The organism is Aurantiacibacter flavus, from assembly GCF_039710615.1.
Lineage (GTDB): Bacteria > Pseudomonadota > Alphaproteobacteria > Sphingomonadales > Sphingomonadaceae > Alteraurantiacibacter > Alteraurantiacibacter flavus.
On sequence record NZ_JBDLBR010000006.1, the window covers coordinates 15,167 to 37,093 of the forward strand.

Here is a 21,927-nt window from a genome sequence, read left to right on the forward strand (position 1 = left end):
CCGGGCAATATAGGCACAATGGACGCGAGCGGAAACCCGCGCTGTCGTAAATCTGTGCAGGCAGCTCACGATACAAAATGATGCATTATGCTGCATTGCAATATGCCAAGTGTCGCCTATCTGCCGCCTGTAACAATCGAACCGAGGCATAAGACGTGAGCAAGCAACTGAGCATTTCGGCAAAGGCGTCAGTTCTGGCGATGGCCCTGTTTGCGCTCAGCACACAGATCGGCGCGCCGGCTGCGCCCTCCCCCGCTCCTGCCGCGCATATGGAAACGGGCGCGACGGCAAGTGCCATCGCGCCCGCAGTCGGCCGACTGGTGCCGGCTCTCTTCCCCATTCGCTAGCTAGTCGATCATCACCGTGACCGCACGGCGGTTGCGCGCCCAGGCCGCCGGGGTCGATGCGATATCGACCGGGCGTTCTTCACCATAGCTCACCGTGCGCAGACGGTTTTCGGCAATGCCGAGGCTGACCAGATAGGCGCGCGCTGCATTGGCGCGGCGTTCGCCCAGCGCCAGGTTGTAGTCGCGCGTGCCGCGTTCGTCGGCATGGCCTTCGACGGTGGCGCGGGCCGAAGGATACTGGGTCAGGTATTCGGCCTGACGGCGCAGCGCGGCCATGTCGGTGGCGTCGATGTCGTACTTGTCGGTGTCGAAATAGATCGTGTCCGCTCCGGCCATGGCCGAAGAGAAGTGCGCCTGCGAGCCGGGCTGCGGGCCGCGCGGCGCGGTGGGCGTCGGGGTCGGAGCCGGCGTGGAGACATCACGCGGTGCGGGCGGAATGACTTCGGGCGGTTCCTTTTTGCAGGCCCCCAAAGCGAGCACGCTGGACATGGTAAGCGCGATGACAATGCGATTCATCCTGTAGGCTCCTAAAAATGGCGACAGTCGCCGGAAGTCTTTCATGCAATAATAGAGCGGGCAACTTTTAATTTGCCTGTGGGCCTAAGGCAACACCGGACCCCAGGCCGGATCGGAAGCGCCCACAGGGGTTTGCAGGCGTCGCAGGTTGTCGCCGGTAAGATCGACCTGCCAGATGCTCGAAGCGCCCGAACCGCGCTCGGAGCGGAAAAACTGGATGATTCGGCCATTGGGCGCCCAGGTCGGGGCTTCGTCCTGCCAGCCATCGGTGAGCACCCGCACGTTGCCGCCAGAAGGCGTCATCACCGCGATGTTGAAGTCGCCGGCGATGCGGGTGAAGGCGATCTGGTCGCCGCGCGGGCTCCATTCGGGCGTGGCGCAGCGCCCCGAGTTGAACGAGATGCGGCGCTGATTCGAGCCATCGGCATTCATCACGTAGCACTGCTGCACACCCGAGCGGTCGCTCTCGAACACGATCTGGCTGCCATCGGGCGAATAGGAACCGCCCACGTCGATAGCGGGGCTGTCGGTGAGGCGCACCGGGGTGCCGCCGCCGCTCGCCGACACGCGATAGATGTCGGTGTTGCCGCCAATCGCCATCGAATAGAGGATCCAGCGGCCATCCGGGCTCCAGCGCGGAGCGAAGGTCGGGTTGCTGCTCTCGGTCACCAGCACCTGCTGACGCGTCTCGATGTCGTAGACGTAAATGCGCGGATTTCCGTCGGTGTAGCTGAGATAGGCGATCTTTCGATAGTCGGGCGAATAGCGCGGCGTCAGTGCGGTCGAGCGGCCATTGGTGATGAACCGGTGGTTCGCCCCGTCGCTGTCCATGATGGCGAGGCGCTTGATGCGATTATCCTTGGGGCCGGTCTCGGCGATATAGGCGATGCGGCTGTCGAAGAACGGGCTTTCGCCAGAAAGGCGCGAATAGACGAGGTCGGCGCACTTGTGCGCGGCGCGGCGCCATTCGCTTGGCAGCACTACCCAGCCCTCGCGCGCGAGTTCGCTTTGAAGGGCAACGTCATAAAGATAGCAACCGACCGTCAGGCGACCGTCCGTCCCGGCGCGGACATAGCCCTGCACCAGCATTTCCGCGCTGCGGCCCTGCCACGTGGCGAAGGCGGGCGCGGTGATCTGCTCGTAACTCGGGCGCGGCAGGGCATCGGGGCCGACCGGTCGGAACAGGCCGTTGTTGCGAAGATCGTTGAACACGACGCGCGCCAGTTCGCGCCCCAGCGCGGTGGTGCCCGACGAGTTGGCGGGCGTTGGCTGTTCGCGGTTGGTGGCGAAGGCGGGAATGGCGATGCCGGTATCCTGCCAGGCGGAATCGTCGGTGACGGTGCCGCGCAGCGGGCCGTCCTCACCGCCGTCGTCCATCGTGGTTTCAACCGGCTCGGCACCGATGCCCGCCGGATCGAGATCGGTCATCAGGTCGCCGCTCGACTGAGCCACGGCAGGCACCGAAAGCGAGAGGGTAACGGCAGTCAGGAGGGCGGGTATCTTCATCACAATCTCCGGTCGAATTCCCATTCGAGGTCGTTCCAGCGGCTGTAGAACTGTTCTGGCAGGCTGGAGAAATCGGCCAGCTGCACCGCACGGATAGCGCGCTCGCAGTGCAGTTGCGCCTGCGGGCGGTTACTGTCGGTGATACCGCGCTGGCCAATGCAGCGCGGCTGACCGTTCAAGGTACCATCGCGGTTGAGCTTCCAGCCGACCACGGTCACCAGCTGTTCGGCATCGACGCCCGAGGGCGCGGTCCAGTTGGGCCGCAGTGCGCGCGTGATCGCCGAGGACAGCGCTGCACGTTCGGTCTGCCCGAAGGCGGCGGCGGGCGATCCGCGCGTGCCTGTCGAGGCGCTCGATCCGTCGAGGAAATCGTCCCCGATGCGGCTACCGCCGGAAGTTGGCCGCGTGCTCGGGGTCGGAGCGGGCGTGGAGGTCGCGCGCGAGGTAGGCCGCGCGGTGGGCTGCGATGTGGGCCGCTGGTTCGGCCGCGAAGTGGGACGCGTCGTCGGCGTAGCGGTCGGCCGCTGGGTGGGCCGTGCGGTTGGCCTCGGCGCAGGCTCTTCGACCGGGGGCTGTACCGTCCGTTCAACCGGGCGCGCCACTTCGGGCTCGGCCGGTTCGGGCGCGGGCACGTCGGCGAGGGTCGGAGCATAGGCTGCTGCGGGCTCGGCGCTGGGATCGGGCGCGGTCGATTCGAGGCTGACCTCGGTGGCGAGACTTACGTCGATCCGCTCCGGCGGCGCGCGCATGCTCGGAGTGCTGTCGTGCAGGACCAGAAAAGCGCCTAGCGCCACGTGCAGCACCACGGCTGCGCCAAGGCCGACATATTCTTCACGGGTCAAGGTGGCGTTCTGGGCCATAAGCGATCCGGGCTATGGGGCTTCGGCTGAACTGTTGCTGACGAGCGAGATGGCAGTGAAGCCCGCCCGGTTCAGCTCGCCCATCACCGCAATCGCGCGGCCCCAGTCGATGCCACGATCCGCGCGCAAGGTCACCAGCGGCCGTTCCGATCCCGGCGCGCCGGCAATCGATTCGAGTGCCGTGGGCAACGTGCCCGGCTCGACCAGCACATCGTCGATATAGACGAAGCCCTCACGGTCGATCGAAACGGTGATCTGGTCGGGCGTCTGGTCAAGCGCTTCGGCCCGACTGTCGGGCAAGTCGATAGGCACACCGCTCGCCATCATCGGGGCGGTAACCATGAAGATGATGAGCAGCACCAGCATCACATCGACGAACGGTGTAACGTTGATTTCCGCCATCGGCGCGCGGCGCGTCGAACGCCCCCGCCCTCGGCTGTGCTTGAGGACGCCCATCGCCATCAGATCGATTCCATCTCGCGGCCGATTTCGCTGCTCACGCGGTCGGCAAAGCGCTGCAAGGCCGCCTCGAACAGCCCGACCTTCCCGCTAAACCGGTTGTAGGCGATGACGGCGGGAATGGCCGCGAACAGGCCGATGGCGGTGGCGAACAGCGCCTCCGAAATGCCCGGCGCCACCACGGCGAGCGACGAGTTCTGCTGCTGCCCGATCGAGAAGAAGCTGTTCATGATGCCCCAGACGGTGCCGAACAGGCCCACAAATGGTGCAACCGCGCCTGTGGTGGCCAGAAAGCCCAGCCGAGCGGCAAGGCCGTCAGCCTCTTCGGCAACCTGCCCCTGCATCGCCATCGCAATCCGCTCGCGCGCGCCTTCACGGTCCCTCAGGCCCGCCTTCTGCGTGCGGCGATATTCGGCCACCCCCGCATAGGCGACCCGCGCCGAGGGGCTTTCCTTGCGCCGCCGCGCATCGAGCAGCGCATCGAGATTGTCGTTGCTCCAGAAATCGTCCTCGAAATGAGTCGCCTTGCGCCGCAACCCGGCCAGCCGCAGCGAGAACCCGATAATGATCGCCCAGACCCAGATCGAAGCCAGCAGCAGGCCGATAATCACCGCCTGCACCACGATATCGGCATCGAGGAACAGCTGCAGCGGGTCGAGCCGGGTCGGCGCGGAGATGCTGGTGGCGGCAAGCAGCGAAAGCGTGGTCATTTACAGACTCTTCCTTAGGATTCTTCGGCCCCGGCGAACCGGGCAAATTTCGCGCGCCATTCATCGGGCTGGCGGCGCGGACGACCATCGGGGGAAACAAAGCCGATGCGAAGATTCACCTCGGCCAGAACTTCGGCACTCTCCAGAGCGGTCGGCGCAACTGCCGACGGACGCAGAATGCGCTGATACATGCGGACGCTGGCAGCACGCAAGCTGGTTGCGCGCGTTTCCACCAAGAGGCCGTCACCGAGCCTGGCCGGTCGCTTCCAGCCGATTTCGGCATCGGCCACGGCATAGGCGCCCTCGCCCGCCTCCAGCGCCGCGCGCTGGTCGACTTCGAGCAGGTCGAGCAAGTCCGAACGCGCGCGTTCGCAGTACTTCAGATAGTTCGCATGATAGACGATGCCCGAAAGGTCGGTATCCTCGTAGAACACGCGCAGGGCATAGTAGTGGCAGGGGCCGACGATGCGCCCGCTGGCTGGCAAAGGCAGCTCGACCATCGGCAGCTTAGCGGGCCAGCATCGGGCCGAGCGGCGCGCCGCCGAACAGGTGGACGTGAAGATGCGGCACCTCCTGCCCGCCGTGCGCTCCCACATTGGCAAGCAGGCGGTAGCCCGGCTCAACCAGCCCCTGATCGCGCGCCACGTGCCCCACTGCGCGGACAAACCCGGCAATCTCGGCCTCGCTCGCGCGGGCGGAGAAATCGTCCCAACTGACGTAGGCCCCTTTGGGGATCACCAGGATATGGATTGGCGCCTTCGGATCGATATCGTGGAAGGCGAGCGCGTGTTCGTCTTCGTAGACGGTCTTGTTCGGAATCTCCCCGCGCAGGATTTTCGCGAAGATGTTCGTATCGTCATAGGGCTGGGTTGCGTCGATTGTCATTACTCGCTCCTCGCTGCCTTTTCGGCGAGGCCGCTCACGCCCTCGCGCCGATCGAGTTCGGCCAGAACCTCTTCCAGCGCGACGTCCTTCGCGCCAAGCAGCACCAACAGGTGAAAGAGCAGGTCCGCCGCCTCGCCGATCAGTTCTTTCCGCTCGCCCGCAAGCGCGGCGATGACGGTCTCGACGCCCTCTTCGCCGACCTTCTGCGCGATCTTCTCCAGCCCCTTGGCGTGAAGTTTCGCGACGTAGCTCGCGTCGGGCGAAGCGGCGCGGCGAGCGGCGATGGTCTGTTCAAGACGAGCAAGCGTTTCCATGGCGCGAGCCATGCGCGAGCCGTGGCCGCGCCGTCAAGCAGAGCGTGCGGCGAGCTGGTGGGTTCTGACGGCGATCAGTCGTCGCGCCGGTGGCGGCCGCGCATGGCGGCATGGCGCCCGATCAGCACACCGGCCGCACCAAGCGCGAAGAGCAGGGTGCTCGACGCCTCATCCACCGGCACGGCATCAACCGCGTGCGCAGCCGCCGGAATGGCAACCAGAATCATGGCAGAAGCGAGAAGGCGGGACGTCATGGCTGCGCTAAGGCAGCAATCTTAACCGATTTTCAACCATTATGAACAGCCTGTCCCGTTTCAGGACCGTCAGCCGCGTGCGGGGAGCCCCGCAGCGCGCAGGGCCGCATGGGCCTCGGCGATCGAATGGGTGCCGAAATGGAAAATACTGGCGGCCAGCACCGCGCTCGCCCCGCCCTCGGTCACGCCTTCGACCAAGTGCTGGAGATTGCCCACTCCGCCCGAGGCGACGACCGGCACCGAGACGGCATCGGCGATGGCGCGGGTCAGCTTGAGGTCGTAGCCCTTCTGCGTGCCGTCACCGTCCATGCTGGTGACGAGCAGCTCGCCCGCGCCGAGATTGGCGAGCTTCACCGCGTGGTCGATGGCGTTAATCCCGGTGGGGCGGCGGCCGCCATGGGTGTAGATCTCATAATGGTCCTCGTTCCAACGCGCGTCGACCGAGGCGACGATGCACTGGCTGCCCATCTTCTCGGCAATGTCGGCAACCACTTCGGGGCGCGAGACGGCGGCGGAATTGACCGCGACCTTGTCCGCCCCCGCCAAGAGCAGCGCGCGCGCATCTTCCACCGTGCGCACTCCGCCACCCACGGTAAGCGGCATGAAGCATACCTCGGCGGTGCGCTTCACAATGTCGAGCAGAGTGCCGCGCCCTTCGTGGCTGGCGGAGATGTCGAGGAAGCACAGCTCGTCGGCCCCAGCCTCGGAATAGGCCTGCGCCTGTTCGACCGGATCGCCGGCGTCCTTGAGGTCGACGAAGTTCACGCCCTTGACCACGCGGCCATCGGCGACGTCGAGACAGGGGATGACGCGGATGCGGACGGTCATGGTTTCGGAGCCTCAATGATTATCGTGCAAGGATCGGCGCCCTCGCAGGCCTCACGCCCCAGCTCCTCTACCACGACGATCGAAGAGCCGAGCAGACAGGCACACCAGGCCGCTATGCCGAGCTTGAACAGGCCCGGGTGAGCGCTCCGGCCTGCGGTGAATTGGGCAAAAGCCGTTCGCCGATGCCAAAGGTCATGCACCAGAATGCCCGTACAGGCGATTGCGAGGGCAGTAGCGATTAGGCCCAGTGCACTCACGCCCGCTCCGCCATCTGGATCGCCGCCGCCAGATCGAGCCGCCCCTCATACAGCGCGCGGCCCGTGATCACGCCCTCGATCCCGTCATCGGCGTGGACCGCCAGCATGCGAATATCGTCGAGCCCCTTCACACCGCCCGACGCGATCACCGGGATATCGACGCTGCGCGCCAGTTCCACGGTCGCCTCGATATTGCAGCCCTTGAGCAAACCATCACGACCAATGTCGGTGAACAGCAGCGAGGCCACGCCCGCATCCTCGAACCGGCGGGCGAGATCGCGCACCGGCACGTCGGACACCTCGGCCCAGCCCTCGGTCGCGACCATGCCATCGCGCGCATCGACCGCGACGACGATGCCGTTCTCCGATTCCTTCGCCATTTCTTTGACGAATTCGGGGTCTTTCAACGCCGCCGAGCCCATCACCACGCGCGAAACGCCAAGATTGAACCAGCCCTCGACCGCCGCCGCATCGCGAATGCCGCCGCCGAGCTGGACATGGCCGGGGAACGCCGCGACAATCGCCTCGACCGCCTCGCGGTTCTCCGCCCGGCCCGCGAAGGAGCCGTCGAGATCGACCACATGGAGAAACTCGGCCCCGGCCTCGGCGAAGATTATCGCCTGCGCGGCAGGGTTGTCGCCATAGATGGTCGCGCGGTCCATATCACCTTCGGCAAGGCGCACGACCTGTCCGGCCTTGAGGTCGATGGCAGGGAATACGATCATCGGGCAGCAACCCCCTCTCCAACTGCGGCTATACTCGTTCCTCGCCAAGCCTTCGTATCCTCTCCCCGTGCGGGGAGAGGGTTAGCGCAGCTTGCCTGCTTGCAGGCTAGCGAAGCTGGGAGAGGGGCGTTCACGGTTTCCACTCCAGAAAGCGGGCGAGCAGGTCGAGCCCATAGCGCTGGCTCTTTTCCGGATGGAACTGCACGCCGATGATATTGTCGCGCGCCACGGCAGCCACCAGTCCGCCGCCGTGATCCGTCATGGCGGCGACATCTTGGCCGTTTTCGGGCGCGAAGTGATAGGAATGAAGGAAGTAGGCTTCGCCCGGTTCGAGCAGGTCATGGTCGCCGTGATGCGGGGTAAGCGCCACGTCGTTCCAGCCCATGTGCGGCACGCGGATGGCCGGATCGGTCCGCTCGATCTTCTCGACCTCGCCCGCGATCCAGCCCAACCCCGGCGTCTCGCCGAATTCGAGCCCGCGGTCGGCCAGTAGCTGCATCCCCACGCAGATGCCGAGGAAGGGGACGCCCTGCTCGATCACCCGCTCGGTCAGCGCCTCGACCATGCCGGGAATGCCGAACAGCCCGTCACGGCAGGCCTTGAACGCACCGACACCGGGCAGGACGATACGCTGCGCTCCGCGGACGAATTCCGGGTCGTCGGTCACGGTGATGAACTCGCTTCCGGCAGCGGTCAGCGCGTTGTGAACCGAGTGAAGGTTGCCCGCGCCGTAATCGATGAGCGCAACCCTGTTACCCACCAAGCTGCCCTTTCGTGCTCGGGATCGCGCCGTTCTTGCGCGCATCCAGCTCGACCGCCTGCCGCATGGAGCGGGCAAAACCCTTGTAGAGCGCTTCGCAAATATGGTGATTGTTGGTGCCGTAAAGCACCTGACAATGCAGCGTCAGACCCGCCGCCTGCGCCACCGACTGGAACCAGTGCTCGATCAGCTCGGTGTCCCACTCGCCCAGCTTTTCCTGCGTGAAGCGGGCCTTCCATTCGAGCCACGGACGGCCCGAAATATCGACAACGACCCGCGCCAGCGTCTCGTCCATCGGCGAGTGCGCCTCGCCATAGCGGCCGATCCCGGCCTTGTCGCCGAGCGCCTCCGCCAACGCCTGACCGAGCGCGATGGCGCTGTCCTCGGTGGTGTGGTGCTGATCGACGTGGAGATCGCCCTGCACCTTCAGCGTAACGTCGATCAGCGAGTGGCGCGAGAACTGCTCCACCATATGATCGAGAAAGCCGATCCCGGTCGAAATGTCATAGCTTCCCGTGCCATCGAGACATACCTCGACGGCAATGGAGGTTTCCTTCGTGGTTCGCTCTATCCGGCCTGTGCGCATGGGCCTCGCCTATAGGCCGCTGTGCCACAGGTGCAAGATATCCCACAATTGCGAGCGCTTTGCGACTTGACCTTGGGCGCGCCCATAGTCACCTAGCCTTCCATGAGCGACGAAGCGCCTGACAGCCTGATCCCCTACGACGAAATCGTGCAGGAAGCCCTGCGCGCGGTTGTCGGCCGGGTTCTGGGCTCGGTGGAAGAATCCGGCGGCGAACTGCCCGGTGGCCACCATTTCTACATCACCTTCAAGACCGCCGCGAGCGGGGTCGATATCCCCTCGGCGCTGCGCGAACGCTTCCCCGACGAGATGACGATCGTGCTCCAGAACAAGTTCTGGGATTTGTCGGTGGGCGAAGACGGTTTTTCGGTGGGCCTCAGCTTCAACCAGATTCCTTCGAAACTGGTCATCCCCTTCTCCGCGATTACCGCATTCGTCGATCCTGCGGTGGATTTCGGCTTGCAGTTCCAGGCGGCAATCGAGGATTTCGAGCAAACCTCGCCCGCCGAGGGCGAGGCCACGGAGACAGACGAGACGGGCGAGCCCATCGCCAAGAGCGAAGACGGTTCGAACGTCGTCACCGTGGATTTCGGCCGCAAGAAATAGGACCATTTGTGCCAGTTATGCGTTAGACTGGACATATGACCCGCAAATCCAAAGCCAAGCGCACCGCCGAAGCCGAAGTTGGCAAGCCCATTACCCACCCGGTCATTGCCGAAATCCTGATCGTTGTCATTGCCGCACTGCTACGCAATTTCGTCGTTCAGATGCTCGAGAAGGGCAAGATCGTACAGACCGAGAGCGACCGCAAGCTGCTCAAGTCGAGCCCGACTCGAAGGGTCGGCCTGCTCGGCGCCAAATATGTCGCGAAAAAGTCGGTTCCGGGCGCCATGATGATCGGCGCCGCTATCGTCGCAAATGCCCTTATCCGTGGACGAGCGGGCAATTAGGCAAAGCACACCCATGATACGGGCTTGATCGGCTGGGGCGGCTTGCGCCAGAAGCGCCTATGGCCGAATCCGAGACCCTGCCGCGCCGCGGCCTGATGTTCATCCTCTCCTCGCCATCGGGCGCAGGCAAGACCACAATCGCACGCAAGCTGCTTGCCGCCGAGCAGAGCCTCGCCATGTCGGTGTCGGTCACCACCCGCCCGATTCGCCCCGGCGAAAAGGAGGGACAGGACTACTTTTTTACCGAACGGCCCCAATTCGACCGCATGGTCGAAGCTGGCGACTTTCTCGAATGGGCCGAGGTGTTCGGCAACTGCTACGGCACACCACGCGCGCAGATTTCCGAAGGCCTCGCTGTCGGGCAGGATTACCTGTTCGATATCGACTGGCAGGGCGCGCAGCAATTGTCGCAGGCCGCCGGGCCGGACGTGGTCTCGGTGTTCCTGTTACCGCCGAGCATTGGCGAACTCGAACACCGCCTGCGTTCACGCGGGACCGACAGCGACGAGGTGATCCGCGGCCGGATGGACCGCGCAAAGGCCGAAATCAGCCATTGGGACGCTTACGACTACGTGCTGGTGAACGAGAACGTCGAAGCCTGCTTCGAGCAGGTACGCGCCATTCTCCAGGCCGAACGCCTGAAGCGAGAGCGGCAGCGCGGCCTGATCGAGTTTGCGCGCGAATTGATGCGCTGACTTGTCTCGCGCAAGGCGAGCGGCTAGCCGCGCTGGCAAACAGACACGAGGAACACGCTGCATGACCGCCGAACTCCAGTCCGCCATCGAAGCTGCCTTCGAAGACCGCGCCAATGTCACCCCCGCCAGCCGCGAGGTGGCCCAGGTCGTGAACCAGGCGCTAGAACTGCTCGACAGCGGCGCCGCCCGCGTCGCCGAGCCCGATGGGAATGGCGGCTGGCAGGTCAACCAGTGGCTGAAGATGGCCGTCCTGCTCTCGTTCCGCCTGCGCGACAACGTCGTGATCGAGAACGGTGCGGGCGGCGCGCCCGCTTTCGACAAGGTGCCGAGCAAGTTCGCCGGCTGGGGCGACAACATGTTCTCCGATGCCGGCTTCCGTGTGGTGCCGGGCGCCGTGGTGCGCCGCGGCAGCTTCATCGGCAAAAACGTGGTGCTGATGCCGAGCTTCGTGAACATCGGCGCTTTCGTGGATGAGGGCACCATGGTCGATACCTGGGCGACCGTCGGCTCCTGCGCGCAGATCGGCAAGAACGTGCATATCTCGGGCGGCGCGGGGATCGGCGGCGTGCTCGAGCCGCTGCAGGCCGGGCCGGTGATCATCGGTGACGGCGCGTTCATCGGGGCCCGCTCGGAAGTGGCAGAGGGCGTGCGCGTGGGCGAAGGCGCGGTGCTCTCGATGGGCGTCTATCTCGGCGCCTCGACCAAGATCGTCGACCGCGCCACGGGCGAAGTGCACATGGGCGAGGTGCCGCCCTATGCCGTAGTTGTTCCCGGCACCATGCCCGGCAAGCCGCTGCCCGACGGGACGCCCGGCCCCAACCTCTATTGCGCGGTGATCGTGAAGACGGTCGACGCGCAAACCCGCTCGAAAACCGGGATCAACGAACTGCTGCGCGACTAGCCGCGCCTGAGGAGAGCCGATGGCCGCAAGCCTGTGGATCGAATTCGTCGTTTCGACGGCGCTGGTGGTCGCCACCATCGTGATCCACGGCTTCGGCCTGTTCAGCCTCAGCCGCGCGCTGCGCACCGAACGCTCGATCGAGCGCATGCAGCACACCGATGCGCTGTCGCTGCGCGGCGTGGCCTTCACCCTGTTTATCGTCCTCTCGCTGGTGACGTTGCACGGGCTGGAGATCTGGCTGTTTGCCCTCACCTACCTTGCCGTGGGCGCCAACGAGACGCTCGAGGCGGCGATCTACTTCTCGTCTATCTCCTATTCGACAGTAGGCTATTCGGATGTTCATGTGACCACCGACTGGCGGCTGGTGGGCGCGTTTGAGAGCATCATCGGGGTGATCATGCTGGGCTGGTCGACCGCGTTCTTCTTTCGCATGCTGGGGCGCATCGATCCGGGTTAAGGCGGAACCAGCCGGGGCCTGCGTGCGTAGTTCTGGTAAGAACACAATCGAAAGGCAGCAAAATGCAGAACGATGATCAGCAGCTCCACATGAAAACCGACGATGCGCGCGGGGGTACAGCGCCCAACACCGTTCGTTGGGTTCTGGGCATCAGTCTTGTTCTTGCAGTGATCGCGATGTCCATCATCTGGATCATCCCGGCGCTGGCCTGATATCGTGAGCAATGCCAACAGCTTCAGAAGCGGCCAGTACGTGACATGGTCGTGGGGCAACGGCACAGGGGAAGGCCAGATCGCGGAACGGTTCGAATGCGAAGTGACTCGCACCCTCAAGGGGAGCGAGATTACGCGCAAGGGTGATGCGGACAACCCGGCCTATCTGATCAAACAGGACGATGGCAGCCAGGTCCTGAAGCTAGGCTCCGAAATCGAGGCAAGAGGCTGATGAACCAACAATCGCAAGCACGACAGGAGGCCGCCGGTGAAGCCCTTGCCGCCAAGCGCGGCAAGGCGGACGCATCCCGGCTGGATGGCGTGGCTCGCACCTTCTACGAGCGCATGAGCGAAAGCGAGCTTGAAGAAGTGGCAGCGGCCACGCACGGGGTCTTGCCCGAGTCGCAGCCTGAGACCAATTCCGACGATCTTGCCCGAGGAGACTAGTTCGTAGGCGTCTCGATCGGCGGCACGGCGGCCATGCTGGCGGCATAGGCTTCGGCCTTCTTCAGAACCCGCATCATGTTGCCGCTGGAGATCTTTTCGAGGTCCTCCTGCGAGTATCCGCGCCGCGCCAGTTCGATGAACAATTCGGGATAGCCCGTGACATCCTCCATCCCGACAGGGCCGCTCGCCATACCGTCGTAATCGCCGCCGATGCCGATGTAGTCGATGCCGATCAGATCACGGATGTGGTCAATATGGTCGGCCATGTCGGCAATGGTCGCATCAGGCATGGGATTGGCTTCCTCCCACACTACCAGTCCGGCTTCGACCGCCGCTGGATTGCCGAGATTGAGAGATTCCAGCCGCGCCTTTTCGGCCGCGCGGTTGGCGTTGCGCTCACGCTGGGCCTCGCTGATATAGCCGGGCAGAGCCACCACCATCACGATGCCATCATTCTCTGGCAGCCGCCGCAGCACTGCGTCGGGCACGTTGCGCGCATGTCCCGTTACCGCCCGCGCGCCTGAATGGCTGAACATCACCGGCGCGTCAGTCGCGTCGAGTGCGTCCATCATGGTCGCTTCGCTGACGTGGCTAAGGTCGATCATCATTCCCAGACGCGCCATTTCCTGCACCAGCTTCACACCCCATTCGGTCAAACCGTCATGCTCGGGATCATCGGTAGCGCTGTCGGCCCAGCTGGTATTCGACGAGTGGGTGAGCGTCATGTAGCGCGCGCCGAGGTCGTACATCTGGCGCAGCACCGCCAGGCTTGAGCCGATCGAGTGGCCACCTTCCATGCCGATCATCCCCGCGATCTTGCCCTCGGCGAGCGCCGATTCGACATCGGCTGAGGTGAGCGCCAGCGCCATGTCATCGGCGTTCTCGGCGATCAGGCGCTTGAGCACGTCGATCTGTTCGATGGTGGTCTGCACCGCAACCGGCTCTTCAAGGCTGGCCGAGACATAGACCGACCACCACTGCACCCCGACCTTGCCTTCGCGCAGGCGCGCGATGTCGGTGTGCATCTCGCCGGGGGTCCAGTGCTCGCCCTCGAGCGTGTGGGTGAAGTCGAAATCGCCGATCACGTTGTGGAACCGACCGCGCAGCTGGCCGGGAACGTCGTTATGCCCGTCCCACACCGGCGCTTCTTCAAGCGCGGCGGCCGCCGTTTCTTCAGGGGTCTGCGCCGTGGCGGGAAGCGAAAGCGCGAACAGCGAAGCGGCGAGCATCAGGCGGGAAACAGACATGCGACCTCCTATGTGGTATCCCGGCATATCATCGCATCTCGGTTTATGTTGCAAGGCACAATGACGCTTGTGAGCCAGCAAAGAGCAAGGCATGTCCTCACGCATGACGAGAACGATCCTGCGCTGGCTTCTGGTGCTGCTCTATCTGGCGGCGGGGTACTTCCATCTCACCACACCGCTTACCTTCCTCGCGATCATACCCGGCTGGGTGCCCTACCCGCTGCAGGTGATCTACTGGACCGGCCTTGCCGAGGTAGCCGGCGCGGTCGCTTTGGCGCAGCCGTTCGGGCCATGGCTGCGCAAGGCGGCAGGTGTGGGCCTTGCGCTCTATGCCCTGTGCGTGTGGCCTGCCAACATCAACCACATGCTGATCGACCTTGCCCGGCCCGACCATGGCTTGGGCCTTGCCTACCACGTCCCGCGCATGATCGCGCAGCCGCTGCTGATCTGGCTCGCCCTGTGGACCGCCAAGGTGACCGACTGGCCCTTCACCCGCCGAGGCCGATAGCCGCGCACGATCAATTCGCAGGCTCGGCCTCGACCGAGTAGTTGATCGCGGCATTGCGGGTTTTCTGGAACTCCTCGACGCTCATACCCTTCATCGCGGCATAGACGTCGATATTGCCCAGCCCCACCACCGGCGCGAGCTTCTCCAGATTGAAGAAGATCACCCCGTAGTGGATCATGCCGATCCAATCGAGATCGCGGATCATCGTCTTCTCTTCCTCGGTCAGCGCATATTCGTCGGCCAGCGCCTCGAAGTCGCTGGTAAAGCGGGCGCGGAACTCAGGCTTTACGATCGAGTGCAGGAAGTTGTTGATCCGCCAGGCCTTGGCGCTGCGCGTGATCGTGAACGGATAGGTGCCTTCCAGCTCCAGCGCCGGGGCGACATCCCAGTAGATGCGCTTGGCATAGTCCTCCGTGCTCTCAGGCGAGGGATCGGGTTCGGCATCCTCGAACACCATGCTGGCGATTGAAGTCATCGAGGGCAGGAAGAAGCTGCGGTGGAGCTCGTTGACCTTCGGAGCGAGCGCGCCGCGCATCAGCATCCACATCACGATCTCGGCGCCTTCCATGCCGCCGAGCTTCACCAGCTCGCCCACGGGGATATCGAGCAGGCTTTCCGGATCGGAGGCCAGCCGGTCCATGAACTCGTGGTCCCACTCGACATTGTTGAACCCGCAGCGCTCGCCATGGACCTGGTGCGACAGGCCGCCGGTGCCCGCAATCGCCACCTTGATGTCTGCCGGGTAGTTCTGGATCGCGCGGCGCAGCGAGCGCCCGAAGTTCCAGAACCGCCGTGCGCGCGGGATCGGCAGTTCGAGCACACCGCATTGCAGCGGCACGATCCTGCACGGCCAGCCCTCTTCGTCCGAATGCGGCAGCAGCACCGACAATGGCGAGAAGGCGCCATGATCAAGCCCCATGCCCTGCCAGTAGGAGAGATCGAAATCGTCGGCCACCATGCCGAAGGCGAGGTGCTGCGCGAACTCGGGGTCGCCCTTGATCGGCGGGATCTTGCGTGGGCCGCCGCCCTCGTCGGCGGCTGCATACTCCTCGCCGATGCCGATCGCGAAGTGCGAGTAGTGCTGCATCCAGAACGAGGTCATGTGGTCGTTGTAGACGTAGACGATCACGTCGGGCCTGGTATCGGCCAGCCATTGCCTGACCGGCTCGAACCCGTCGAAGATCGGCTTCCACACCGGGTCGTCCTGCTTTCCCGCGTCCTGCGCGAAGGCGATGGTAGGGGTATGCGAGACGGCAAAGCCGCCGACGATCTGGGCCATGTGAGCACTCTCCACTGCCGCCCGCGCACCAAGGCGACCGGGCCGGTTCTTGCCGGGAGCTAAGCCGCCCGCCCGGCAGCGTCCTTGCGCCCGGTCAAGGTGTGACAGGTGTGACAGTGTCCTGGGTGAAAATCTCTGGGCCGGCCTGTGGCGCGCTAACGCTCTGACAGCTTGGAAGATTTTCGAGGTCATGCCAGGAGGGAAAGCACGGTTCACCCGCTGTAGGAAAGGACGAACAGGCTGGCCGCGCGCGGTCAGGTCGCAAAGGTGATGGCCCGCCGGTAAAGATGCCATGTCGCATGGCCGAGCACCGGTAGCGCCACCAGCAGCCCGAGGAACCACGGCAACAACGCCAGCGTCAGCAGCACCGCCACGATCGTCGCCCAGCCGAGCATCACCGCCTTGTGCTGTCCGACAAGGCGCAGGCTGGCGAAGGTCGCGGTGAGGAAGTCGACCTCGCGGTCGACCAGCATCGGCAGGCTGGCCACGGTAAAGGCAAAGAACACATAGGCGACCACGGCCCCCACCGCCCCGCCAACCACCATCATGGCAAGGCCTGCGGGCGTGGTGAACAGGTCGAGCGAATGGGTGCCGATGCCCGATTCGGCCATGAAGATCGCGAAGATGCCGTGGGCAAGGATCATCCAGAAGCTGAAGCCGACGAACAGGAACCCGCCCATCATCAGGAGCTGGTCATCGCCCTGCCCGCGCAGCGCGCCGAGCACCTGCGGCCAGCTCGCCCGCTGGCCCCGTTCGCGCTGGCGGCTCGCCTCGTAAAGCCCGACGGCCGTGAACGGAGCAAGCAAGGGAAAGCCCGCCGCTGCGGCAAAGATCCAGCTGCCCCCGCCGCCGGTCACCAGCGCGTGCGACATCAGGTTTCCGGCGATGACGTAGATGATTGCGAAGAACAGCCCGAACTGCGGACAGGCGAGGAAGTCGCGCGCGCCAGCGGCCAGCGCCGCGCGCAGGTCGCTCCATTCGAGCTTGTTGCAGACCGTCGGCACCGGCCTCGGCGGCGCCCCTTCTTCAGTCATCGCAGTTCTCCCAGTGTCGCTAGCTATGCAGCGAACGGCATGAAATTGCCTTGCGCTCGGTCAAATTGTTGCGAGCGCAGTTAGTCCCACACCCGCTCAGGCTGAGTTTATCGGGACTATGGATGGCTGAAATGGGGTAGTTAACGGACTTCTCCCATGGCGGACCAAGCGCCACTTCCTAGATAGGCCCACTAGCTGGCAACAGCACCCGTCTGTTGCGGTTTGGTTCTAACGATAAGTTGGCCAATACCGGGTTAAGGTGCTACAAACTGTTGAGAGCTATTATCTGCTAGTCGGCTCTCTGCGACTCGCCAATGCCGAAAGACCCGGAATTACCCGCAATTTGCGCTGTGCCGGTCCACATAGGAAAGGGGTATCCATGCCCCCTCCACCAATGCCAGCTTCCGATCCGGTCACCAGTCTTGCCGAGGCGATGGTCGTGAACTCGAACACGCCCCTCATCATGCTGGACGAGAGCCTCACAATCATCGCCGCCAGCCTGTCCTTTTGCCGCGCTTTCGGGGTCGACTGCGCAACGCTTCCCGGCAGCTCCATCCTGGATATGGGCGATGGAGAGTGGGATGTCGCCCGCCTCAAGTCGCTCTTGCGGGCGACGGGTTCGGGTGGCGCAGATATCAAAGACTATGAAATGTTGCTTCCCGCGACCAAGGGCCACGTGGAACGATCGCTCAAGCTGTCGGCACACAGGCTCGAATATGAAGGTTCGCTAGGCATCCGTCTCCTCTTGACGGTTGTCGATACGACGGAAGCCAAGGCTGCCGAGAAGGAAATGGAAGCCCTGATCGCCAATAACGTGATGCTCATGCAGGAACTGCAGCATCGCGTGGCCAACAGCCTCCAGATCATTGCATCGGTGCTCATGCAATCGGCGCGCCGGGTCAGCAACGACGAGACGCGCAGCCACCTGCAAATGGCCCAGAACCGCGTCATGTCGATTGCCACGATCCAGAAGCAGCTTTCACAATCGGGACCGGGCGATGTCAAGTTGCGCCCTTACTTGGAGCAGCTTTGCGAGAGCATCGGCATTTCGATGATCGCAGACCCAGACATCCTGAAGATCAAAGTCGACGTAATGGATGGAAGCAGCGTGACCTCGGCCAACTCTGTGAGCCTTGGGCTGATCGTCACCGAGCTGGTAATCAACTCGCTCAAGCATGCTTACCCCGTCGATCAAGGCGGGATAATCAAGGTCCGTTACGTTACAAATGGCAGCGGATGGACGCTGGAAGTAGAGGACGACGGCGTCGGGATGCCGGTTTTGAACAAACCGAAAGCCGTTGCAGGTCTAGGGACCAATATCGTCGAAGCCCTCGCGCGTCAGCTGCAAGCCAAGACCACCATATCGGATGGAAAACCGGGCACGCGCATTTCCATCCAGCATAAGGGCGCGGAAGACTCGGGCGGTGATCCTATGCCCAAGGTGGCAGCCCTCTAAGCTAGTGACATCTGGAGCGGAGGCGCAGCCATGGTCACATCGATTGCCGAAGTGCGGGTGAAGCCGACACGGTCCCCGCGCTGATACTCCAACTTCCGCAATGGGGTCGTTAGCCGCCGCTACCCGCTCCGCCCTCACCAATCGCCCTCGTCATCCAGCAAGCGGTCTCGCCATAACCCCTGACCTTCTCCGCCAACTCGCGCGAAACCGGTTCCTCCAAAAAGCCAAGCTTGCTCCAATACCCCGCAGCCCCCTCTACCGCGATCAGCTCCGCCGTGCGCAGCCCATCCTGCGCCGCCAGCGCAAACGCACGCTCGACCAGCTGGCGGCCAATCGCAAGGCCGCGCCCGGCGGCCGAGACCGACAGATCGTGCAGGAACAGCACCTCGCTCGGCCCGCCATCGCCAAGGATAGCACCCACCGCTGGCGGTGACTGCCGCCGCCAGCCATGCGCCAGCAGGTAGCCCAGCAGCTGCCCGTCCCGCCGCGCAGCCAGACAATAGGAGGCGCTCAGCGCAATCCGGCTGGCAAAGGCGCGCTCGCCTTCGCGCAGGAAAGGTGGATAGGCCTCGGCCTGAATCGCCAGCGCGGCGGGCAGATCGGGCAGACACAGCGCATCGACGGCAACGGTTCGGCTATCGCAGGACATCGGCCACCTATCGCCAAGCGAGCGACCAGCCGCAAGCTGCTGGCCCGCTCAGTCTTCCTTGCCCGCCACGCCGTAGTTGATCGCAGCGTTGCGGGTTTTCTGGAACTCGGGGACCGTTAGGCCCTTCATGCTGGCATAGATGTCGATGTTGCCGATGCCGGTCACCGCGCCGAGCTTTTCGAGCATGAAGAAGATCACGCCATAGTGGATCATTCCGATCCAGTCGCGCTCGCGCACCAGCGCCTTTTCCTCCTCGGTCAGCCCTGCCTGCTCATAGGCGGCTTCCTCGTCCTCGCGGAACAGCTTGCGCACCTTCGGATCGGTCAGCGAGTGCAGGAAGCGGTTGAGGCGAAAGCCCTTTACGCTGCGGGCGATAGTGAAGGGATAGGTGCCCTCCATCTCCTCGGCCCCGACATAGTCGTGGTCGGCCCGCGCGCGGGTGGCTTCGGGGGCCTCGACCGGCGCATCGACCGTGCGCTCTTCGAGTATCATCGTCGCGATCGGGCACATTGAGGGCAGGAAATAGGTCTTGTGCGTGCACTCCACGTCAGCCGAGAGCGCGCCGCGCATCATCAGCCACATCACTACCTCGGCCCCTTCCCAGCCGCCGAGCTTCGCAAGTTCGGCCACGGTCATGTCGAGCAGGCCTTCGGGGTCTTTCTCCAGCCGCTCCATGAACTCCATGTCCCAGTCGGGATTGTTGAAGCCGCAGGCCTCACCGTGGACCTGATGCGACAGGCCCCCGGTTCCCGCGATGGCGACCTTGATGTCCTCGGGGTAGGAGAGGATCGCCTGCCGCAACGACTTGCCGAATTTGTAGAACCGCCGCGCCGAGGGCAGCGGGACGGTCAGCACGCCGCAGACCACCGGCAGGATCTTCGTCGCCCAGCCGTGCTCCTTGTCATGGTCCACCATCACCGACAGCGGCGAAAAGGCCCCGTGGTCGAGGCCCTTGCCCTGGAAATAGCTGAGGTCGAACTCGTTCGCGACCATCACACGGGCGACGTGTTCGGCGAACTTGGGATCACCCTTGATCGCGGGAATATCGCGCGGCCCGCCGCCTTCGTCAGCCGCCTTGAACTCCTCGCCCACGCCCAGCGCGAAGTGGCTGTAGTGGTCGAAAAACGAGGTCATGTGGTCGTTGTAGATATAGACCAGCACATCGGGCTGTTTCTCGCGGAACCACTCCTGCACCGGCTCATAGCCTTCGAAGATCGGCTTCCAGACGGGATCGTCCTGCTTGCCGCCGTCCTTGGCGAAGGCGATGGTGGGGGTGTGCGAGGTGGCGACGCCGCCGACGATAGTGGCCATGTAATCTCTCCATCAGGGCAGGTTCGGACCTGCTCACATCGGAGGCGACAATGGCATAGCAAAAGCGCGCGGGACAGACCTTTGTCCCACCGGCTGAATCTTTCGGATATGTGAAAGTGCAGCTCAGCCATTGCACCGCGCGGAGCAAACGCTACCTCAGCCCTGCGGCGACCACGTTCCCGCCCCCTTGGGTAGGTCAAGACCGGGACGGCCCGGCATTGGACACCGAAAGGAGATGCAATGGCGTGGTTTGCCCTTGTTTGCGCTGGTTTTTTCGAGATCGGCTGGCCGGTGGGCCTGAAGCTGGCCCAGTCGCCCTCGACCCGGCTGGGCGGGTTTGCCATGGCACTCGTCTGCCTTGGCATCAGCGGCACCCTGCTCTGGTTCGCCCAGCGGCAAATCCCCCTGGGAACGGCCTATGCGGTGTGGACCGGGATCGGCGCGGCCGGAACCTTCGCGGTCGGCGTGCTGGTCTATGGCGATCCGGGCTCGCTGATGCGCTATGTGGGCGTGACGCTGATCGTGGCCGGGGTCATCACCCTCAAGCTGGCGACCTGACCGGCTTACACGAAAACGGGCGCGAAACGCCTTCACGCTTCGCGCCCGGTTTCATTCTGCCCCTAAAGGGGGAGAAGCGTTTAGCTCAGATGCTTGGAGACCGCAGCGGTCATCTTGAACATCGAGATCTGGTCGTTGCCGATCACGGCGCCCAGCTTGGCGTCGGGATTGATCTGACGCTTGTCCTTGGCATCCTGCAGGTTGTTGGCCTTGATGTATTCCCACACCTTCGAGGTGACCTGCGCCCGCGTCATCGGGCCTTTGCCGATCACGTCTTCGAGCGCCGGCGACAGGGTAACCGGCTTGCTCAGCGCGTTGTTCTTGGCAGCCATAATCTAACTCACGTCCTTTACCGTTCGAATCGGAACTATTCGCTTAGCCCGGCCAAAAGCCCGCCGTCGCTATGCCTGAGTGCGTAATCCACCGGTTTTTCACAGGTTGCCCACTTGCGAAGTGCATCAATTGCCGTCGAAGTCGATCGAATCGATGTCGACATCGTCCCATTCGCCTTCCTCGCCATCACTCTCGGCGCGGGCATAGTTGGCTGAGAGCATCGCAGCGGCGACCACGTGGCCCTCCATCGCCGCGAACAGCTCTGCCCGGCCAGCACCCGGCATCAGCGCCACCGGCAGGTCGAGGGCGAACAGCTGAAAGATGTATTCGTGCGCCTCGTCGCCATGCGGCGGGGCGGGCAGCGCCCACTCGGAATTGCCGAAGGAGTTCTTGCCGACGCGCGGCGGAACCTCGCCCTCGAGCAACTGGCCCTGTTGCGGCGCAAGCCCCCAAACCAGCCAGTGACAGAACGGCTCGTCACCCGGCGCATCGGGATCTTCAACGATCAGCACCAGCTCGGCCGCTTCAGCGGGCGGCGCGGTCCAATCGAGCGGCGGGGCGACCGCGTCTTCCTCGTCGGAGGTGAAGCACGGGTCCAGCTCTTCGCCCTGTTTGAAGGCGGCCGAGGTAAGACGGAAGCCACCCTTGCCGAGGATTTCGGGTTTGGCCAGTTTCGCCAGTGCCAGCTCTGCGCGCGTGTTTCCTGCCATGGACGGTCCTTTCATTCCGGAGGGCTTGAGTGCTTGCGGCGGATCGGGGCCCATCTGAAGACTTGGCCCCCAAAGCGCAAGGATCAGCCCCAGGTTCTCCTCGTTGCGGAACACCAACGCGCAAGACACCGGCGCGATCCGCCAGGGGCAGCTTTCTTCCGCTTGCCACCGCCGTG

General features: G+C 64.0%; 32 protein-coding genes. 12 read left to right on the forward strand and 20 right to left on the reverse strand.

The window, feature by feature from the left end:
- The first annotated feature begins 155 nt into the window (after nucleotides 1-155).
- Nucleotides 156-347 carry a hypothetical protein gene (locus ABDJ38_RS15150; RefSeq protein WP_346785973.1) on the forward strand — a complete coding sequence of 64 codons (192 nt, stop codon included), beginning with the start codon at nucleotides 156-158 and terminating at the stop codon, nucleotides 345-347.
- On the opposite strand, the gene pal is transcribed toward ABDJ38_RS15150, so the two are convergent.
- The 13 genes from pal to hisB all read right to left on the reverse strand — a co-directional run bounded on the left by pal (nucleotide 348) and on the right by hisB (nucleotide 9,007).
- A complete protein-coding gene (pal, locus tag ABDJ38_RS15155) occupies nucleotides 348-863 on the reverse strand; it encodes a peptidoglycan-associated lipoprotein Pal (protein WP_346785974.1) in 516 nt (171 codons plus the stop codon).
- 84 nt (nucleotides 864-947) lie between these two features.
- Nucleotides 948-2,369: a Tol-Pal system beta propeller repeat protein TolB gene (gene tolB, locus ABDJ38_RS15160; RefSeq protein WP_346785975.1), complete on the reverse strand. Its 1,422-nt coding sequence runs from the start codon at nucleotides 2,367-2,369 to the stop codon at nucleotides 948-950.
- Nucleotides 2,369-3,211: an energy transducer TonB gene (locus tag ABDJ38_RS15165; RefSeq protein WP_346785976.1), complete on the reverse strand. Its 843-nt coding sequence runs from the start codon at nucleotides 3,209-3,211 to the stop codon at nucleotides 2,369-2,371. Before ABDJ38_RS15165 ends, tolB begins: the two co-directional genes overlap by 1 nt.
- A gap of 30 nt (nucleotides 3,212-3,241) precedes the next feature.
- Nucleotides 3,242-3,691 carry an ExbD/TolR family protein gene (locus ABDJ38_RS15170; RefSeq protein ID WP_346785977.1) on the reverse strand — a complete coding sequence of 150 codons (450 nt, stop codon included), beginning with the start codon at nucleotides 3,689-3,691 and terminating at the stop codon, nucleotides 3,242-3,244.
- A complete protein-coding gene (tolQ, locus tag ABDJ38_RS15175; protein WP_346785978.1) occupies nucleotides 3,691-4,398 on the reverse strand; it encodes a protein TolQ in 708 nt (235 codons plus the stop codon). The genes ABDJ38_RS15170 and tolQ overlap by 1 nt, the downstream gene beginning before the upstream one ends.
- Before the next feature lie 14 nt (nucleotides 4,399-4,412).
- Entirely contained in the window at nucleotides 4,413-4,898 is a 486-nt protein-coding gene (locus ABDJ38_RS15180) for a YbgC/FadM family acyl-CoA thioesterase (protein ID WP_346785979.1), read from the reverse strand.
- Nucleotides 4,899-4,905: 7 nt separating this feature from the next.
- On the reverse strand, nucleotides 4,906-5,283 hold the full coding sequence (locus tag ABDJ38_RS15185) for a histidine triad nucleotide-binding protein (protein ID WP_346785980.1): 378 nt from the start codon (nucleotides 5,281-5,283) through the stop codon (nucleotides 4,906-4,908).
- Entirely contained in the window at nucleotides 5,283-5,597 is a 315-nt protein-coding gene (locus ABDJ38_RS15190; RefSeq protein ID WP_346785981.1) for a phosphoribosyl-ATP diphosphatase, read from the reverse strand. The genes ABDJ38_RS15185 and ABDJ38_RS15190 overlap by 1 nt, the downstream gene beginning before the upstream one ends.
- A gap of 74 nt (nucleotides 5,598-5,671) precedes the next feature.
- Nucleotides 5,672-5,851, reverse strand: a complete 180-nt coding sequence (locus ABDJ38_RS15195) for a hypothetical protein (protein WP_346785982.1) — start codon at nucleotides 5,849-5,851, stop codon at nucleotides 5,672-5,674.
- Between the two features lie 69 nt (nucleotides 5,852-5,920).
- On the reverse strand, nucleotides 5,921-6,679 hold the full coding sequence (hisF, locus tag ABDJ38_RS15200; protein WP_346785983.1) for an imidazole glycerol phosphate synthase subunit HisF: 759 nt from the start codon (nucleotides 6,677-6,679) through the stop codon (nucleotides 5,921-5,923).
- A gap of 253 nt (nucleotides 6,680-6,932) precedes the next feature.
- On the reverse strand, nucleotides 6,933-7,661 hold the full coding sequence (gene hisA, locus ABDJ38_RS15205; protein ID WP_346785984.1) for a 1-(5-phosphoribosyl)-5-[(5-phosphoribosylamino)methylideneamino]imidazole-4-carboxamide isomerase: 729 nt from the start codon (nucleotides 7,659-7,661) through the stop codon (nucleotides 6,933-6,935).
- A gap of 130 nt (nucleotides 7,662-7,791) precedes the next feature.
- Complete coding sequence (gene hisH / locus ABDJ38_RS15210) at nucleotides 7,792-8,466, reverse strand: imidazole glycerol phosphate synthase subunit HisH (protein ID WP_346785985.1); 675 nt, start codon at nucleotides 8,464-8,466, stop codon at nucleotides 7,792-7,794.
- Nucleotides 8,414-9,007 carry an imidazoleglycerol-phosphate dehydratase HisB gene (gene hisB / locus ABDJ38_RS15215; protein WP_346785986.1) on the reverse strand — a complete coding sequence of 198 codons (594 nt, stop codon included), beginning with the start codon at nucleotides 9,005-9,007 and terminating at the stop codon, nucleotides 8,414-8,416. The genes hisH and hisB overlap by 53 nt, the downstream gene beginning before the upstream one ends.
- A gap of 102 nt (nucleotides 9,008-9,109) precedes the next feature.
- On the opposite strand from hisB, the gene ABDJ38_RS15220 reads away from it, so the two are divergent.
- The 8 genes from ABDJ38_RS15220 to ABDJ38_RS15255 all read left to right on the forward strand — a co-directional run bounded on the left by ABDJ38_RS15220 (nucleotide 9,110) and on the right by ABDJ38_RS15255 (nucleotide 12,666).
- The gene (locus ABDJ38_RS15220; protein WP_346785987.1) at nucleotides 9,110-9,610 is read left to right on the forward strand and encodes an SspB family protein; all 501 of its coding nucleotides are present in this window, start codon (nucleotides 9,110-9,112) and stop codon (nucleotides 9,608-9,610) included.
- Nucleotides 9,611-9,645: 35 nt separating this feature from the next.
- Nucleotides 9,646-9,954: a hypothetical protein gene (locus ABDJ38_RS15225; protein WP_346785988.1), complete on the forward strand. Its 309-nt coding sequence runs from the start codon at nucleotides 9,646-9,648 to the stop codon at nucleotides 9,952-9,954.
- A gap of 59 nt (nucleotides 9,955-10,013) precedes the next feature.
- Nucleotides 10,014-10,649 (forward strand): guanylate kinase, encoded by a 636-nt coding sequence (gene gmk, locus ABDJ38_RS15230; protein ID WP_346785989.1) that lies wholly within the window; start codon nucleotides 10,014-10,016, stop codon nucleotides 10,647-10,649.
- A 61-nt stretch (nucleotides 10,650-10,710) separates the two neighbouring features.
- Nucleotides 10,711-11,550 carry a 2,3,4,5-tetrahydropyridine-2,6-dicarboxylate N-succinyltransferase gene (gene dapD, locus ABDJ38_RS15235; RefSeq protein WP_346785990.1) on the forward strand — a complete coding sequence of 280 codons (840 nt, stop codon included), beginning with the start codon at nucleotides 10,711-10,713 and terminating at the stop codon, nucleotides 11,548-11,550.
- Between the two features lie 19 nt (nucleotides 11,551-11,569).
- On the forward strand, nucleotides 11,570-12,007 hold the full coding sequence (locus ABDJ38_RS15240) for an ion channel (protein ID WP_346785991.1): 438 nt from the start codon (nucleotides 11,570-11,572) through the stop codon (nucleotides 12,005-12,007).
- A 62-nt stretch (nucleotides 12,008-12,069) separates the two neighbouring features.
- Complete coding sequence (locus ABDJ38_RS15245) at nucleotides 12,070-12,219, forward strand: hypothetical protein (protein WP_346785992.1); 150 nt, start codon at nucleotides 12,070-12,072, stop codon at nucleotides 12,217-12,219.
- Nucleotides 12,220-12,223: 4 nt separating this feature from the next.
- On the forward strand, nucleotides 12,224-12,451 hold the full coding sequence (locus ABDJ38_RS15250; RefSeq protein ID WP_346785993.1) for a hypervirulence associated TUDOR domain-containing protein: 228 nt from the start codon (nucleotides 12,224-12,226) through the stop codon (nucleotides 12,449-12,451).
- Nucleotides 12,451-12,666 (forward strand): DUF3008 family protein, encoded by a 216-nt coding sequence (locus ABDJ38_RS15255; RefSeq protein ID WP_346785994.1) that lies wholly within the window; start codon nucleotides 12,451-12,453, stop codon nucleotides 12,664-12,666. The genes ABDJ38_RS15250 and ABDJ38_RS15255 overlap by 1 nt, the downstream gene beginning before the upstream one ends.
- Here the strand turns inward: ABDJ38_RS15255 and ABDJ38_RS15260 are convergent.
- Entirely contained in the window at nucleotides 12,663-13,913 is a 1,251-nt protein-coding gene (locus ABDJ38_RS15260) for a dipeptidase (protein ID WP_346785995.1), read from the reverse strand. The genes ABDJ38_RS15255 and ABDJ38_RS15260 overlap by 4 nt on opposite strands.
- A 91-nt stretch (nucleotides 13,914-14,004) precedes the next feature.
- Here ABDJ38_RS15260 and ABDJ38_RS15265 point away from each other — a divergent pair, with 91 nt between their 5' ends.
- Nucleotides 14,005-14,421, forward strand: a complete 417-nt coding sequence (locus tag ABDJ38_RS15265) for a DoxX family protein (protein ID WP_346785996.1) — start codon at nucleotides 14,005-14,007, stop codon at nucleotides 14,419-14,421.
- Nucleotides 14,422-14,431: 10 nt separating this feature from the next.
- Here the strand turns inward: ABDJ38_RS15265 and ABDJ38_RS15270 are convergent, their stop codons facing one another.
- The gene (locus ABDJ38_RS15270; protein ID WP_346785997.1) at nucleotides 14,432-15,700 is read right to left on the reverse strand and encodes a gallate dioxygenase; all 1,269 of its coding nucleotides are present in this window, start codon (nucleotides 15,698-15,700) and stop codon (nucleotides 14,432-14,434) included.
- 254 nt (nucleotides 15,701-15,954) lie between these two features.
- The gene (locus tag ABDJ38_RS15275) at nucleotides 15,955-16,734 is read right to left on the reverse strand and encodes a DUF2189 domain-containing protein (RefSeq protein WP_346785998.1); all 780 of its coding nucleotides are present in this window, start codon (nucleotides 16,732-16,734) and stop codon (nucleotides 15,955-15,957) included.
- 379 nt (nucleotides 16,735-17,113) lie between these two features.
- On the opposite strand from ABDJ38_RS15275, the gene ABDJ38_RS15280 reads away from it, so the two are divergent.
- Nucleotides 17,114-18,190: a sensor histidine kinase gene (locus tag ABDJ38_RS15280; RefSeq protein ID WP_346785999.1), complete on the forward strand. Its 1,077-nt coding sequence runs from the start codon at nucleotides 17,114-17,116 to the stop codon at nucleotides 18,188-18,190.
- A 109-nt stretch (nucleotides 18,191-18,299) separates the two neighbouring features.
- Here the strand turns inward: ABDJ38_RS15280 and ABDJ38_RS15285 are convergent, their stop codons facing one another.
- On the reverse strand, nucleotides 18,300-18,839 hold the full coding sequence (locus tag ABDJ38_RS15285) for a GNAT family N-acetyltransferase (protein ID WP_346786000.1): 540 nt from the start codon (nucleotides 18,837-18,839) through the stop codon (nucleotides 18,300-18,302).
- A gap of 48 nt (nucleotides 18,840-18,887) precedes the next feature.
- The gene (locus tag ABDJ38_RS15290) at nucleotides 18,888-20,150 is read right to left on the reverse strand and encodes a gallate dioxygenase (RefSeq protein ID WP_346786001.1); all 1,263 of its coding nucleotides are present in this window, start codon (nucleotides 20,148-20,150) and stop codon (nucleotides 18,888-18,890) included.
- Between the two features lie 240 nt (nucleotides 20,151-20,390).
- Between ABDJ38_RS15290 and ABDJ38_RS15295 the strand changes: the two genes are divergently transcribed.
- Nucleotides 20,391-20,708, forward strand: coding sequence for a DMT family transporter (locus ABDJ38_RS15295; protein ID WP_346786002.1), 318 nt, complete (start codon nucleotides 20,391-20,393; stop codon nucleotides 20,706-20,708).
- 80 nt (nucleotides 20,709-20,788) lie between these two features.
- On the opposite strand, the gene ABDJ38_RS15300 is transcribed toward ABDJ38_RS15295, so the two are convergent.
- Nucleotides 20,789-21,040, reverse strand: coding sequence for an SWIB/MDM2 domain-containing protein (locus ABDJ38_RS15300; RefSeq protein ID WP_346786003.1), 252 nt, complete (start codon nucleotides 21,038-21,040; stop codon nucleotides 20,789-20,791).
- Between the two features lie 126 nt (nucleotides 21,041-21,166).
- Complete coding sequence (locus ABDJ38_RS15305; protein ID WP_346786004.1) at nucleotides 21,167-21,751, reverse strand: YbhB/YbcL family Raf kinase inhibitor-like protein; 585 nt, start codon at nucleotides 21,749-21,751, stop codon at nucleotides 21,167-21,169.
- Nucleotides 21,752-21,927: the final 176 nt, after the last annotated feature.